We start from the raw sequence: 15347 nt of genomic DNA, 5'->3' as shown, positions 1-15347 counted from the left end.
GTCCCCTAAAAAATCACGCCGGAATACAGCGCGATATTGGCGTAAGGGCTGGCTTCGCCGGTGCGGATAATGGCGCGTGCTTGCTGAGTCAGCTGCTTGAATTCGCTGTGTGGCACAAATTCAACGGTAACGCCTGACAAGGTTTGTGCTTGCGCAGCCACTGCTGGATTTTGGCTTTGGCATTCGCTGGCCAGCACCGCGCGCTCGACTTGGAAATCGGCCAAGATGCTGTTGAGCACCGCAAAATACGATGGTGTGCCACGACCAAGCGATAAATCAATACATTCGACATTCGGCGGAATCGGTAAGCCGCAATCGGCAATAACGATGCAATCGGTGTGCCCCATGCTGGCAAGGACGCGGCTGATGTCGCGATTTAGGTGTCCGAGCTTTTTCATTTTTCGTCTCCGGTTTTGCCTTGAACGCCGTCTAAAAAGGCATTCAGCTCCGCCAAGGTTGGCATCCCACCTTGTGCGCCAGCACGAGTGACCGACAAAGCCCCCGCTGCACAGGCCAAACGGCTAGCCTCGCTTAAACCTAAATGCCAAAACGCCGCCAAAGCGCCATTAAAGGTGTCGCCTGCGCCTGTCGTATCAACGGCGTGTACTGCAAAACTTTCTTGTTGCTGCAATTCACCCGCTGCGTTGGTGTACCACGCGCCGTCTTGACCTGCGGTCATTAGAATTTGGCCGGGATAGTGTTGTAGCGCGGCTTGCCATGCATTTTCTGGTGTACCCAGCGCGATGCTGAGTTCAAATTCATTTGGCGTGAGTAGCGTGATTTGTTTGAGAAGTTCAGCAGACAGCGGCATTGCGGGTGCTGGATTTAAAATAAACGGCTTGCCGTGGCGCTGCGCCAATTGCGCCGCCATTTCTATCGTTGCCAGTGGCGATTCAAGTTGAGCAATCACGACATCGGCAGCCAAAAAAGCGCTTTCGGCGGCGATCACATCGGCGGGTGTTAAATCTGCATTCGCACCGGGCACAACGATAATCGCGTTATCGCTGCCTGCGAGCGTAATCATCGCAATGCCGCTGGCGGTGTTGGCGCTGCTACTAATCCATTCAGTATTGATGCCCTCAGCCGCGAGCGATGTTTTTAATTCTTGCCCAAAAGCATCGTCGCCGACGCGGCCTATCATCGTGACTTCGGCACCTAAACGGGCCGCAGCGACGGCTTGATTCGCGCCTTTTCCACCATGATGCGTTGCGAACGACTGGCCAAAGAGTGTTTCTCCGAGCCGGGGAAATTGATCGACCTGAGCGACTAAATCCATATTGATGCTGCCAACAACTAAAACCTTGCTCATAGAGCCTCCGCAATCTTCGCGTATTCAATTAAGTGATGAGAAATCATCAATATGGCAATGCTAAACCGTAATCAGCACGGCGATTTGATTTATATCAAATTTATGTAGTGAAAATAAATACACTACATCCCTAGTGCTAAAAGTATGTATAGCGCAGCGCAGCCTGATTGGGTCGGATTTGCTTAAAGTTCTGGAAGAGACTGATTTTATTGAGATTTGAGAATCAAAATAGACTGTAAAGCCGCCGAATTCGCTGCCGAAGTAACTGTTTGTATTTTTGCTTGCTGTTATCGGGTGTATTTTTTAAGCTACGCGATTGAGAGAAATAAAATAGGTTTGGGTCATGTATTTACGTAGTCTGGCAGTTTTGAGTTTCAGCGGATTTTTGGTGGGCTGTGCCACGCCAAATCCAACGCCAAGCAGCATTCCGCCAGTCGCTACGCCGATGAGCACAGCGACACCGTCAGTAACACAAGCCACGCCAAGTCCGAGCCCCATTCCCGCAATCATCATTGAACCTACAGCGACACCGTCTGCTGTCGCGTCCCCTAAACCTGTGCTGTCAACAAATGAGGCGCGCACTTTATTAAATCGATTATTGCCCGCAAAGATGCCAGATCGTGCGGGCTGGAATGCCGATATTTTGGATGCGTTTACCGCGCTGAAATTGCCGTATACCGCTGAATATTTTTGCGCTGCAGCGGCAACGATAGAGCAAGAATCCAGCTGGCAAGGAGATCCGGGTGTGCCGGGTTTGCCGAAAATTGTCTGGAGTGCGATTGGTGAGCGTGCGGCGAAATATCATATTCCATTGATTGCGGTACAAACGGCGCTACTTAAGACCTCACCAACAGGGCGCAGCTATAAACAGCGCATTGACACGCTACGCACCGAGCGCGAAATGAATGCTCTGTTTGAGGATTTGGCCGATGAAGCAGTAAAGCTCAATCTGCCGCTGAATATGAAAAACCCAATTCGTACCGGTGGCCCGATGCAGGTGAGCGTTGAGTTCGCGCAAGGGCATGTGAAGGCGTGGCCTTATCCGTATGCGATGAAAGGCAGTGTGCGAAACGAAGTATTTACGCGCCGTGGCGGGACGTATTTCGGTCTAGCCATTCTGCTGCAATACCCAGCGCCCTATACCGATATGGTGTATCGCTTTGCTGATTATAATGCTGGCCGTTATGCCAGCCGCAATACCGCGTATCAACAACTGGTTTCTAAATTGACAGGGCAGGCGCTGGTGCAAGATGGCGATTTGCTGCGCTATAGCAATGGCGCGCCCACAGGTGTGAGTGGTACGCAAACGGCGGTGTACAGTTTGGCTGGGAAATTAGGCATGAGCCAAGAGGCAATTTTGCGTGATTTAAAGCTAGAAAAGCTTGCCAGTTTTGGCCAAAGCGAGCTGTATAAGAAGACCTATGCACTGATTGAAAAGAATGGCCAAACCTTTCCGCGCGCGGCCTTGCCGCAGATTGACTTAAAAAGCCCAAAGATCACTCGTAAGCTCACAACCGAATGGTTCGCAAAACGCGTGCAAGGTCGGTATGAAATCTGCATGGCGCGGCGCTAATTCATTTAGCTGCATAGCCAAAAAATAGGGACAGGCAAGCCTGTCCCTTATTTCAATCCAAACCTAAAAAAGTAAAAAATTTGCTTGCATCGTAGATTCCCGAGTCGTACTTGCTGTACCGCTTGGGATTGAGGAGCCTTAACAATGAAATTATTTTTTTGCGCGCTTTCTGAAATATAAAGCGCCCAATCCCAAAGCCATCAATGCATAGGTTTCAGGTTCTGGTACAGCGGGAGTGATAGGGGGTATTGATCCACCGATATTAGGTAATATAACTGGCAGGGATATACCCGGTATAGATGATGGTTCGCTGCGCTCGGCTGATGCGCTGAAGGTGGCGATTGCACCACGCTGCCGAGTACCGCTCAACGGCGAGCCGTCATTGAATGTAAGCGCTGCTCTAGCTAGCGCATCCTGAGCGGACGTCGTGGTATGACTAAAAATTTGCTCAATGGCTAAAGTGCCATTGCGCTGCTGCCCTGCACGCACAGCCACAAATGAGTCGTCCATCACCGCATGATGTTGGATGATCTCCGCCTGTGCTTGCAAGCTCGTAAGGCATAAAAAAATAAGGGAATTAAATTTCATACAATTTTATATTTCGTCGAGTGATAAGTGTGCTTGTAGCAAGTAATAAAACCATGTGAATGATTTGAAAAAAGATGAATTACAAACCGTTAAATGTATTGTTACTTAATGTTTCAGTTTGAAACGATTAATTTACATTTAAAATTGTAGTTTTTATTTGTGAGCTAGATCATAGCCTAAAATCAAACACTACTTTAAAACCATTCATCAGAAATTGAATTTGAATTTTTCTAAGTGGTAAAAAATATAAATTCGATATTCCAGTATTATTAAATTCTGATTTAATGATCTTGCAGCAAGAAAATCAGTTGTAGTGTTAAAATACACTTGAAACGAAACTGAAATAAGTTTCTGGTAAGGTTGTTGCTAGCAACTGGCGTGTAAAGCTCTGTAACTGGAATGAAAAACTGATGTGGAAAAAAAAAACGCTGCTGCTCAGTGTATTGGCAATGAGCAACGCTCACGCGGCTTACGATAGCGAAGACACGATTAAGCTGTATGCCGATATGGCTTATGTTTACGACTCAAACGTATTTCGTTTGTCGGATCAGCAAGAGAACAATACAACACGTGAGCATCAGCAAAAAGGTGACTCCAGCATCACAGCAGGGCTAGGCGGGCGTGTCGATCTGCCAATTAGTCGACAAAACCTGTATGCAAGCGCACGAGTTTCACAGATTCATTATTTTAATTTTACTGATCTAAACGGCCCCGAATGGGATCTTGGTGTGGGCTGGGATTGGGTCGTTGGCAATCAGTGGCGCGGAAATTTGTCGGCCGCAACCAGTTCAGAGTTGGCATCGTTTGATGATGTACGTACTTCGGTCATTGATACCGTTAAAAAAGATCAATTTAATTGGAATGCAAACTGGCAGTTATTGAGTAACTGGGCATTGCAGGCCAATGCGGCCTACGAGCAAGAAGACCACGATGTACGAGTTTATCAAAATGCGAATAATCGCTTGCTCGGTGCAGGACTGCGCTACCAGTCTGATCGTGGTTTTGCACTGACACTGAATCATCAATGGTCAGAACACAATTACGAAGAAAGTTTAATTATTCCTGCCGACTTGCGTGGTTATACCGAGCAAAATACCACCTTGAATTTAAATTGGCCGATTACCACAAAATTCGATGCCAATGTTTCTACTGGTTATAGCCGGTGGAAATCTCAATATGATGGAAGCAAAAATAGTAAGCCCATCGGCGCGATGGATCTATCATGGCGTGTGACTGATAAAACCACGCTGAGCACTGGTGCTGGGCAAAGTTTTAATTCATTCGGCAGTAATTTTGTTGGCCGAGATTTAGAAAGAACAGCTTATATTGCCGCAAGTTGGGCAGCGACTGAGAAGTCAAAATTTTCGCTTAAATACAATTACCGAGAAGTCGAAACAGTGACTGCCATTGGTTTTGTGACCCAAGATTCAGCATACGATACTTTTTTGCTGTCTTATGATTACCAGATTTTACGCAGCACGATGATTAGGTCGTATGTGCGGCTAGAAAGTAGAAAAGAAAAAATAAATCAGTTTGATTATGATGATGAGCAAATTGGTTTGTCGCTGAAGTATAACTACTAAAATTTTATAGGATATTCGCCTTGCATCAAGATGTTGCTGCTAACTTTAATCCCAAGCCTATTTTGGAAAATAACCAAGCTTTGCAATTGCCAAGCTTGCTGGGGGATCGATTTCGCGAGTTTAGCAATGCTTCGCCGGTGATTGGATTTTTCAAATTATTTTTAGATCCATTTATCGTTGTTGCGACACTCTATGCTTTAGCCATCCCTTTTGAAGTAACAGTGGATGGATATGGGTTTATCTTTGCGGTATTGGCATTTTTGCTCACTGCTGTTTTACTCGATGGCGTTTTTCTCTTTGTACCTGGATATTCAAGGCCCTTGCTGGGATTAGGTCGTTTCGTTTTAGAGTGGATTTCTGTTTTGCTGGCGCTGTTTTTGATCGGCAGAATTTCTGGTTTTCATACCTATATTTATCCCGAGTATTTTTTTGCTTGGGCAATTATTGCGCCGCTCGCTTTGGTGTGTACGCATTTATTATTTAGATTGTTTGTTCTGCATCCAGATAAGCAGGATATTAAAAAAGTAATCATTATTGGTGCCAATAAACCGGGGCAGTTACTGGCTAAAAACATTCAAGAAAATTCCTTCTTAAAAATGAACTTCCTTGGTTTTTTTGAAGACAGAGATACCTCACGCCTTGGCGATATTAATCCTGAAGATATTATTGGCGATTTGAAAATATTTCCTGAATTTGTGAACAAAAACAACGTACAGCAAATTTATATCACTTTGCCGATGACCGCACAGCCGCGCGTTATGGCTTTGCTAGATCATCTCAAAGACAGTACCGCATCCATTTATTTTGTGCCTGATTTATTTGTTTTTGATTTAATCAATGCCCGATTTGATAATGTAGCTGGCTTACCCGTGATTGCGATTTGTGAAAGCCCATTTTTAGGCTTAAACGGTGTCGTTAAACGGATTAGCGATGTGGTTTTGTCGATACTGATTTTATTACTCATTTGGCCAATATTATTGGCAGTTGCAATCGCCGTTAAATCAAGCTCTGCTGGCCCTGTATTTTTTAAACAAAGACGCTATGGCGAAGATGGCCAAAGTGTATTGGTGTATAAATTTCGCTCGATGACGGTGATGGAAGATGGTGCGAAAGTCACTCAAGCGACTAAAAACGATGTGCGCTTAACGTCGATTGGTGGTTTTATCCGCAAAACCTCACTGGATGAATTACCGCAGTTTATTAATGTGCTGCAAGGAAAAATGAGTATTGTCGGCCCACGGCCACATGCCAATGCGCATAATGAAGAATATCGTAAGCTGATTAAAGGCTATATGATCCGCCATATGGTTAAGCCTGGAATTACCGGTTGGGCGCAAGTGAACGGATTCCGCGGTGAAACAGATACTCTCGATAAAATGCAGGGTCGTATCGCTTACGATTTAGATTATTTACGCAATTGGTCGGTTTGGCTGGATATAAAAATTATCTGGTTGACTGCGACCAGTATGTTTAGAGATAAAAACGCATTTTAATATTTTTTTGAACGTTTTTTAGGTATTCAAAAATGAATAAATTTAGCCCTATCGTATTAGCTTTGTCTGCCGTGTTTGTTTTAACTGCATGTAATGATAAAGATGAAAAAAAATCACCGAGCCAAGTGTTGGCCAAAGTGAATGATGCTGAAATCACCGTACATCAACTCAATTTTGTATTGGCTCAAGCGCCCAATGCAACGGCAGAGCAAAAGCAGCAATTGCTGGATCAACTCATTGATCAAGAATTACTAGTGCAAAAAGCGACGGAACTTAAGCTAGATCGTGAGCCGAATGTGGTGCAAGCCATTGAAGCTGCCAAGCGCCAAATTCTCGCCCAATCGGCCGCCGAGCGCGTTATTGGTAAGCCCGCCGAAGCCAGCAAAGCAGCGATTGACGCATTTTATGCACAAAATCCGGGGCTTTTTGCAGATCGTAAAACCTATGAATTTGTCATGTTTGTGCTGCCTACCGCCAGTTATAACGCAGCAATTACGGCTCAGCTCAACGATGCGACATCCGCTGCACAAGTGAAATCGATTCTGGACGCGGCTGGCGTTAAGTTTGATATGAATGAAGTTACACGCTCAGCAGAGCAGTTGCCTATGGCGATGCTGCCAAAATTTGCCGCAATGAATCAGGGCGATATTTTGTCGATGCCAGAAGGCGAGAAACTGATTTTGTTGCAGCTAAAAGCCAGTCATGCCGCACCGGTTGCACCTGCTGATGCTGAGCCAATGATTAAGCGATTCCTCGGTACGAGCGAAGCGCAAAACAATGCTAAAGCCAAATTAAAAGCGATTCGTGATGTTGCTAAAGTTGAATATTTACAGAAATTTGCTTCTGCGCCCGCCGCTGTACCGAGTGCCGATGCGGCATCCGCAACGGATGACAGCGTGAAGGCTGGGTTAAAAGGATTGAAATAATGCCTAAATCATTGGCCGCCATGCTGTGGTTCGTCGTCTTGAGCGTATTAAGTAGCATGGCGTGGTCTGCGCCAAAAAATGAATACGTTCTAGGCGCTGGCGATGTCGTCAAAATTCAGGTTTACGATCACCCTGATTTAACTACCGAAGTGCAGCTGAACAATGAAGGCACTTTGGCGTTTCCATTGATTGGTGAAGTGAAGCTACAAGGTTTGGATTACACCGAAGCCGAAGCTTTAATTGCCAAGAAATTAATTCAAGGTAATTTTATTAAAAAGCCCAATGTTAATGTGCTGATTGTGCAATATCGCAGTCAGCGAGTGGCTGTTTTGGGTGAGGTTAATAAGCCGGGGCGCTATGCACTAGATAGTGCAACCAATTTGATTGACTTGCTATCCATTGCCGGTGGGATTAGCGGTGCTGGCGGTGATACGGTAGTGATTTTGCGTGGCGAAGAGCGAATTGAATATCGCCTGAGTAAACTCACGCAATTAGCGAATCCAGAAAAACGCCACGTTCAGATTTTAAATGGCGACACCATCTATGTGCCTAGAGCCCAGCAATTGTATGTTTATGGTGAAGTGAATCGACCTGGGGCATTTCGTCTTGAGCCAAAAATGACCGTTATGCAAGCGCTCGCTGTGGCTGGCGGCTTTAACCCGCGTGCATCGCATCGCAATATTCAAATTCACCGCGTGATGCCAGAAGGTCAGGTAGAAAAAATTTCGGTTCAGCTCACCGATTTGGTGCAAGAAAATGACACTGTCTTCGTGCAGGAAAGTCTGTTTTAAAACTACTTTTACGACTGAGTAAACTCGATGACATTTGAACAATTTTTAAATATTCTGCGCGCCCGAAAATGGATAGCAATTTCCGTTTTCTTTACTGTAATGCTAACGACTTTGATTGTGAGTTTATTACTGCCTAAGCAATACACAGCAGAGGCGACTTTAGCCTTAGATGTGAAAGCGGCGGATCCAGTAACAGGTCAGCCAATTGTTGGGTATATGGCGCCAAGCTATATGGCCACTCAGGTTGACATGATTAGCAGCCAAAATACGGCGCTTAAAGTAGTGGACACTTTAGGTTTGGCTCAATTACCAGAAGCACAAGCTCAATTTCAAGAGGCAACAAAAGGCAGGGGCGACATTCGTAATTGGTTTGCTGAGTCTTTACTAAAAGGTCTAAACGTAAAACCAAGCCGTGAAAGTAATGTCATTAACTTGGAATATACCGCTGCAGATCCAAAATTTGCTGCCGCATTAGCAAATAGTTTTGCTCAAGCTTATATCCGTACCACAATTGATATTAAAACTGCCGCAGCGCAACAAAATAATGTTTTTTTTCAAGAGCAATTGAAATCATTACAAAGTAATTTAGAAAAAGCCCAAAACAAACTTTCTGAATATCAACAAACGCACGGCATTGTGGGTTCGGATGAACGATTGGATGTTGAAAACCAGCGCCTTAATGAATTATCCAGCCAAGTGCTAGGCGCGCAATCGCAAACCTTTGATGCGCAATCTCGTGCTCGTGGGGGCTCTGTTGCGCCTGATGTATTGAATAATCCTTTAATTCAACAATTAAAAGGTCAGCTCGCGGTTCAAGAAGCGAAATATAAAGAGCTATCAGAAAAAAATGGCCCGAATCATCCACATAATCAGCAAGCAATGGCTGAACTCAATGCAACGCGCAATCAACTCAATGAAATTATGAATCAATATGCTGGCGGCTTAAATAGCGCGGCAGGTAATTCAGCTTCACGCCAAGCGGCTTTGAACGCTGCTTTACAAGCACAAAAAGAAAAAGTTCTTGATTTGAAATCGCAACGCGCCGCCATCGATGTATTGCAACGCAATGTGGATAACGCACAGCGCAGCTACGATCAGGCACTACAACGTTTTAGCCAAACCATGCTAGAAAGCCGCTCAGATCAAAGCAATATTTCAATTATTAAATCTGCGCCAGAACCGATTAAACATTCAAGCCCGAAAACATTATTGAATTTAATTTTAGCAATATTTGTTGGTAGCTTACTCGCCATTGGTTTTGCGATGCTGGCCGAATTAATTGATCGCCGAGTTCGTTCTAAAGGCGATATTGAAAATATGCTGGGTTTAGCCGTCTTGGCTGATTTGTTACCCCCTCAGACGAAGCGCAGATTTGGCCGTAAAGCAGGAGCAGCAGCATGAATGCAATCATAGGCCAGTTAGCACCACAAATGGCAAAAGGCAATATTGGCCAGCAGCTGCTTGATAATGGCAAACTCACAACGCAGCAAGCCGAAAAAGTATTGCATTTGCAAAAAGAAAGCGGAATGCGTTTTGGTGAGGCGGCGATTAAGCTGGGCTTTATTACCGAAGATGATATCCAAGATGTATTGGCGCAGCAGTTTGAATACCCCTACCTTGTATCAGGTCAGAGCGCAGTAAGTGAAAAGCTTGTGGCTGCATACTCCCCGTTTGATTCTCGCGTTGAAGCTTTGCGCAGCTTACGTAGCCAGATTTTATTACGCTGGGTAGAGGGTGGTAATAAATCTGTGGCATTGGCCTCGTATGATGCCGATAAAACCAGTGATTTATTAGCCGCTAATTTGGCGATTGTTTTTTCTCAATTGGGCGAGCGTACTTTGCTGGTAGATGCCAATTTACGTAATTCAGTGCAGCATGAATTATTTGCTGTAGAAAATCGTAAAGGGCTCAGTGATATTTTGGCTGGGCGTAGTGGATTAGAAGCGGTACAGCGAATTGCTGAATTTAGAGATTTGTCTTTATTAACGGCCGGCACTAATGCACCAAATCCGCAAGAATTACTTTCGCGTGATTCATTTAGCCAAATCGTTGCGGACTTAGCGCAGGCCTATGATGTGGTGATTTACAGCACGACTGGATTGCAAAATGCAGCGGATGCGCAATTGGTCGCATCTCGCGTTAAAGGTACTATTTTGGTGGCAAGCCGGAATAACACGCCGATCAAAGGGCTGGAATCCGCAAAATCACAATTACAATCAGCCAATGCAACTTTGCTTGGTTGTGTCCTATCGCAGGAAGAGTGATGATGGAAAATACAAATACTGCAATTAAAAATGGCCAATTTGATTTGGCCGTTTTTTTTAAACAGAATATTCTAATATTGATTGGCTTTCTTGCGCTAGCGGTCCCAACCATAATTAGCTTATCAAAAGGCATATGGCAAAGTGATGATCAAGCACATGGGCCAATTATTTTGGCGATTGTTGTTTGGTTATTTTGGCAAGTAAAAAATCAAATCGCAGCAATTGATACAAAGTCAAATCCAATTATGGGCTTTGCGCTCGTCATTGCAGCATTACTGTTTTATATATTAGGTCGATCACAAGCGATTTTGATGTTTGAAATTGGCGCGTTTATCCCTTTGGTTTGTGGCTTATTACTGATTAGCAAAGGTTGGCGAGCGATCTCAATTGCATGGTTTGCAATTGTTTTTATGCTATTTTTGATTCCGCTACCAGGTTCAATTGTTGATGCTTTAACCGGCGCATTAAAAGGCCAAGTATCGCATATTGCTGAAGTATTACTGTATGCCGCAGGTTATCCGGTAGCGCGGAGCGGCGTATTAATTACCGTAGGGCAATATCAATTACTGGTTGCCGATGCCTGCTCGGGTATGCATTCAATGTTTAGCCTATTAGCTGTGGGCTCATTGTATGTTTACATTACCGACCACAGCAGCAAGATACGCAATACCTTACTGATTTTAGCGATTATCCCCATTGCCTTTGCCGCCAATATTATCCGTGTGATGACATTAATTTTAGTCACTTATCATTTTGGCGATGCAGCAGGGCAAGGCTTTATTCATGATTTTGCAGGCATGGCTTTGTTTGCGATTGCTTTGATCGGCATGTTTTTCCTTGATTTATTTCTAGGTATATTTTTAAAAAATAAGGTGACTAATCTATGAGATTAATCAATCAAGTGCTCATCCTGATGCTTATGCTGTGCTCTGCTGCAGCAGCTTATTTTTTAACACCGTCAGAATTTTTAGCAGATAGTAGAAAAATAACTCTGGAAGAAATGGTTCCGCAGGAGTTTGGCAGTTGGAAAATAGATAAGAATATTCCTGTGGTAGAAACTCCCGCTGAATTACAAGCAACGATTGATAAAACATATACAGAAACATTATCTCGCACATATATTGATAGCAGTGGACGGCAGGTGATGTTGTCTATTGCATATGGTCGTAATCAGAGTGATGGTAACAATATTCATCGGCCTGAAGTTTGTTACCCTGCGCAAGGTTTTTCTGTATTTGAAACTGGTCAGCGGAGTTTCAAGCTAGATGGATCAGTTTTTAAACTGAATCAGCTCATTGCAAAAAACAATAACCGAATCGAGCCTGTATCTTATTGGATGGTAATTGGTGACAAAAAAGTACTCTCTAACCGAACTCATAAAATTGAGCAGATTAAAATGGGTATGAAAGGAGTTATTCCTGATGGTTTATTGTTCCGAGTTTCTACATTAGGGCTTAATTCAGAACGTGAATATAAGATTCAAGAAGATTTCATTGTTGAACTAAGGAAAAATATTAAGCCCAAGCACTTAGATATAATTTTTGGTGAAGAAGCAGGGACTTAAATTTTTTTATGTTATAAAAAATGCAACCCGCTATTTTTCAAAAAATATTAATTGCTCCGTAGTGATTAAGGCTGTTACCGATGACTCTTGAATGTAGCAGCTGGCAATTTTATTGAAGCCACACTCGCTTGCAAATTCCTAATTCAAACTAAACGACTGCACTTCCTTAAATGTATAACATGTGATGGTAGGTGGGTTTAAATTAATAGTGCCGCGAAACTTATAGTGAGGTCTTTAGTGTGCAAAGAATGCAATCGGTATCTTGTCGATGAGTAATGTCCTCTCAAAAGAATTTTTTATTTTTCCCCTTGTTCTGTTGTTTGCGATGCTTTCTGGTTATCTAGTGGCAGTACAGGGGATGTATGCTGCTGCAGCGATTATCGGTCTTGGTTTGATGGGGGGGGTGTTATCAATGCCGCCTGTCATGTTGATGAATAGCGTGATTTTTATCGCATTTGTTATTCTGGGGCAGGCACTGTATTTTTTACGTATCGAACAAGCCAGCTGGCTGATCGCATTAATTTGTTTAATGCTTTATTTACGCGTTTTGACCGACCGATTCTCGATAAATACGAAAGGTGAAATTAACTTTACTTCCATATTGTTAGTTTTGTTTTTAATGTTGGCAGTTATTTCATCGATATATTCTTGGCAAAGTGGTTGGCAGTTGTTTTTAGGTTCAAAAGACTATCTTTGGTATTATTCATTTTTCTTCTTTCTGGTTTTGACGCAAAAAGACACCAGTCATATGAATAAAATATTAAAGTTAGTGCCTATTTTTATGATAGTGCAATTACCATTTATTCTTTATCAAGTTCTTATTGTTGTGCCACGGCGGACAGTCGGCCCCAAATGGGATTCAGTCGTTGGCACATTTGGAGGAGACCCAAATGGTGGTGGTGCCAGTGGCATGATGGCTTATTTCCTGATGGTCGGTTTTTTTGCTTGCTTGCTATTGTATATAAATAAGCAACTCAGTTTGAGGCGTCTGATTTGTTGTAGCTTTGCATTGTTATTTGCAATTGCCTTTGCTGAGGTCAAGGTGGCATTTGTACTATTGCCATTAATGGCATTATTTATTTTCTGGGAGCGTGTACTCAGAAGTCCTGTTAAGTTCATCATAGCTTCAGCCGTTATTTTGTGTGTATTATGGGCCGGTTTATTTGTTTATTTTAAACAGTATGGTGAAAACTCATCGCAAAAAGACATGGGGGCTTATATTGATCGGACTATCGAATTGACTGTTGATCCCTATTCAATAAACTATGAAACGGGTGAAATTGGACGTATTGCAGCATTGGTATTTTGGTGGCAGCAGTCGAATCAAATTGATTATGGTAAGACAATTATTGGGCATGGTATAGGCAGCACAAAAACAGGGAAATCAATGGTGGGCCAGGTTGCGGCACGTTATTATCCTCGCTATCGCCCTGGTCGCAATTCTGCAGCGGTACTACTTTGGGAAACGGGTATTGTCGGAACATTATTTCTATCTTGTTTCTTTATTAGCTTAGCGTTTGTCGCTAACCGGACTTCTAAGTTGAAGACGGTCGCTGATTTTGATCGTGCGTGGTTAAAAGTAGCCTCAGCTGCGATTTTCTTCCCTGTTCCTTTAATGATTTACAATCGCGATTTAACGGAACTGCCGATTTCTCAAGTGTTTTTCATGTTCATCGGTGCATATATTTTGGTAGCAAGCAATCAATACAAGGTAAGGCATGGCTAATTCATATGGATCTAAAGCGGCAAGCAAGGGTGTCCGCTCATTTATTTTTGGTAAAGGATTTTCTGCGGTATCCACATTTATCGCGTTATCGCTGCTAGTTAAAATCTTAGTGCCGGCAGATTTTGGTTTATATGTCTCCTTTTTTGCAACTGTAGAAATTCTATACCTAATTTCAGGTTTTGGTCTGTCAACGTTTGCTCAGAAATATGTTACTGAGTTTGCTGCAAGCAAACAATATGATCTACTGAAAAAATCAACTCGAATCGCGCTTGCTTTGCGATTTCTTATCGCAGTTTTATTTTCTTTTGTTTTTTATCTATGCTTTAAGCCGCTTGCAGAGTTTTTCGAAATGACTCAACTGAGTGCTAGCGCTTGGTTGTTGGCCGTCTTATTAGTTTTTGAAATTATGATGCGGTATTTTTCTGAGTTGTTTCCTGCAATGATGTGGCAAGGACGCTCACAAGTTATTTTTCTAATTAGATCTATTGTTCGCATGTCGCTGTATGGTTTTTTTGCCTTTTTTAATGCAAAAAATGTTAGCTTGTTTGACGTTTTTCTAGTTGACTTGCTCGCGACTATTGCTGCCTCCATGTATGCATACTGCGTACTGCATATTAATTTTAAAAATATGCAAACTGACTCTCGACAGAATGCAATAAATAACCCGATGCGTGAAGTACTGAGCATTTGCTTTCAATTTTACACAGTGCAAGTGATTGGACAAACTTATGGTAATAATATTTTAAAGTTATTAGTGCTAAAGTTTTTTGGAGCAGTACAGTCCGCACATTATGGGTTTGCACAGTCTATTAGTGATATGTTGCGGAACTATTTGCCAGGGTTTTTATTGTTGGGAGTTGTTCGGCCTATTTTTATTGCCCGTTATCAGGAAAAAAAAGATCCATCTGTTTTGGATGAAATGTTTAACTTTATCCTGAAAATTAATATATTTTCTTTACTACCAATTGCTGCAATGTCATTTTATGTGGCAGAACCGATTTTGCATTTTCTTAGCCATGGTAAATTTGTTGGTTTAGGTTATCTATTTTTAATCATGATTTTTGTGTTGATGTTGCAATGTATTCACCAAGTATTGGGCCTGATTAATTTATCAACAGGCTCCCCGCGAATTAGTATTGTCGCAACCATTATGGCGTCACTCGGTGTGGTGTGTGGACTTTTAATGATTCCTTATTTTGGTGTTTATGGTGTAGCGAGTGGTGCATTTATTAGTGAGTTTTTTTGGTGTGCGATCTGCATCTTATTTTTAAGAAAGTCAGGCGTTCATTTGAACATTGATGCCAAAAATTTCTTTTTGCTTATTGCATCGGCGATGCTTGCAGTCTTGATTTCATATCCAATTCCATTGTGGCTCTCTGGGCCGCTTGGTTTATGGCTTGCAGGACTCAATGCGATGGCTTTGTATTTTATTTTTTCTGCAATGATTCGCCCATTCTCTTTGAAAGAAAAAGAATGGATTTGCAAAGCGTTGCCTAAAAGAATGAATCGTTTTTTTATTTGGTAAAATTG

The 15347-nt window shown here is 42.8% G+C and carries 14 protein-coding genes; 11 read left to right on the top strand and 3 right to left on the bottom strand.

Annotated features, from left to right (window positions below):
- Positions 1 to 5: 5 nt before the first annotated feature.
- Together rbsD and rbsK are read right to left on the bottom strand one after the other, a co-directional pair.
- Positions 6 to 398 (bottom strand): D-ribose pyranase, encoded by a 393-nt coding sequence (gene rbsD, locus Q320_RS0111260; RefSeq protein ID WP_027469092.1) that lies wholly within the window; start codon positions 396 to 398, stop codon positions 6 to 8.
- Positions 395 to 1309, bottom strand: a complete 915-nt coding sequence (rbsK, locus tag Q320_RS0111255; protein WP_027469091.1) for a ribokinase — start codon at positions 1307 to 1309, stop codon at positions 395 to 397. The genes rbsD and rbsK overlap by 4 nt, the downstream gene beginning before the upstream one ends.
- 343 nt (positions 1310 to 1652) lie before the next feature.
- Here rbsK and Q320_RS0111250 point away from each other — a divergent pair, with 343 nt between their 5' ends.
- Positions 1653 to 2882: a DUF1615 domain-containing protein gene (locus Q320_RS0111250; RefSeq protein WP_027469090.1), complete on the top strand. Its 1230-nt coding sequence runs from the start codon at positions 1653 to 1655 to the stop codon at positions 2880 to 2882.
- 150 nt (positions 2883 to 3032) lie between these two features.
- Here the strand turns inward: Q320_RS0111250 and Q320_RS0111245 are convergent, their stop codons facing one another.
- Positions 3033 to 3470 carry a PEP-CTERM sorting domain-containing protein gene (locus Q320_RS0111245; RefSeq protein WP_027469089.1) on the bottom strand — a complete coding sequence of 146 codons (438 nt, stop codon included), beginning with the start codon at positions 3468 to 3470 and terminating at the stop codon, positions 3033 to 3035.
- Between the two features lie 410 nt (positions 3471 to 3880).
- On the opposite strand from Q320_RS0111245, the gene Q320_RS0111240 reads away from it, so the two are divergent.
- From Q320_RS0111240 to Q320_RS0111195, 10 genes are all read left to right on the top strand, one after another.
- A complete protein-coding gene (locus tag Q320_RS0111240; RefSeq protein ID WP_027469088.1) occupies positions 3881 to 5053 on the top strand; it encodes a hypothetical protein in 1173 nt (390 codons plus the stop codon).
- A 20-nt stretch (positions 5054 to 5073) separates the two neighbouring features.
- On the top strand, positions 5074 to 6546 hold the full coding sequence (locus Q320_RS0111235; protein WP_245591003.1) for an undecaprenyl-phosphate glucose phosphotransferase: 1473 nt from the start codon (positions 5074 to 5076) through the stop codon (positions 6544 to 6546).
- Positions 6547 to 6578: 32 nt separating this feature from the next.
- The gene (locus tag Q320_RS0111230; protein WP_027469086.1) at positions 6579 to 7472 is read left to right on the top strand and encodes an EpsD family peptidyl-prolyl cis-trans isomerase; all 894 of its coding nucleotides are present in this window, start codon (positions 6579 to 6581) and stop codon (positions 7470 to 7472) included.
- Positions 7472 to 8263, top strand: coding sequence for a polysaccharide export protein EpsE (epsE, locus tag Q320_RS0111225; RefSeq protein WP_051534674.1), 792 nt, complete (start codon positions 7472 to 7474; stop codon positions 8261 to 8263). The genes Q320_RS0111230 and epsE overlap by 1 nt, the downstream gene beginning before the upstream one ends.
- A 27-nt stretch (positions 8264 to 8290) precedes the next feature.
- Positions 8291 to 9664, top strand: a complete 1374-nt coding sequence (gene epsF, locus Q320_RS0111220) for a chain length determinant protein EpsF (protein ID WP_027469084.1) — start codon at positions 8291 to 8293, stop codon at positions 9662 to 9664.
- Entirely contained in the window at positions 9661 to 10527 is an 867-nt protein-coding gene (gene epsG / locus Q320_RS0111215; RefSeq protein ID WP_027469083.1) for a chain length determinant protein tyrosine kinase EpsG, read from the top strand. Before epsF ends, epsG begins: the two co-directional genes overlap by 4 nt.
- Positions 10527 to 11414 (top strand): exosortase B, encoded by an 888-nt coding sequence (gene xrtB, locus Q320_RS19550; protein WP_156939051.1) that lies wholly within the window; start codon positions 10527 to 10529, stop codon positions 11412 to 11414. Before epsG ends, xrtB begins: the two co-directional genes overlap by 1 nt.
- The gene (gene epsI / locus Q320_RS19545; protein ID WP_051534673.1) at positions 11411 to 12091 is read left to right on the top strand and encodes an exosortase-associated protein EpsI, B-type; all 681 of its coding nucleotides are present in this window, start codon (positions 11411 to 11413) and stop codon (positions 12089 to 12091) included. The genes xrtB and epsI overlap by 4 nt, the downstream gene beginning before the upstream one ends.
- Positions 12092 to 12359: 268 nt before the next feature.
- Positions 12360 to 13817: a hypothetical protein gene (locus Q320_RS0111200; protein ID WP_156939050.1), complete on the top strand. Its 1458-nt coding sequence runs from the start codon at positions 12360 to 12362 to the stop codon at positions 13815 to 13817.
- Positions 13810 to 15342 carry a lipopolysaccharide biosynthesis protein gene (locus tag Q320_RS0111195; protein ID WP_027469081.1) on the top strand — a complete coding sequence of 511 codons (1533 nt, stop codon included), beginning with the start codon at positions 13810 to 13812 and terminating at the stop codon, positions 15340 to 15342. The genes Q320_RS0111200 and Q320_RS0111195 overlap by 8 nt, the downstream gene beginning before the upstream one ends.
- Positions 15343 to 15347: the final 5 nt, after the last annotated feature.

The organism is Deefgea rivuli DSM 18356, from assembly GCF_000620145.1.
GTDB lineage: Bacteria > Pseudomonadota > Gammaproteobacteria > Burkholderiales > Chitinibacteraceae > Deefgea > Deefgea rivuli.
Note: the sequence above shows the minus strand (reverse complement) of the source record. Positions and strands in the feature narration are given on the sequence as shown.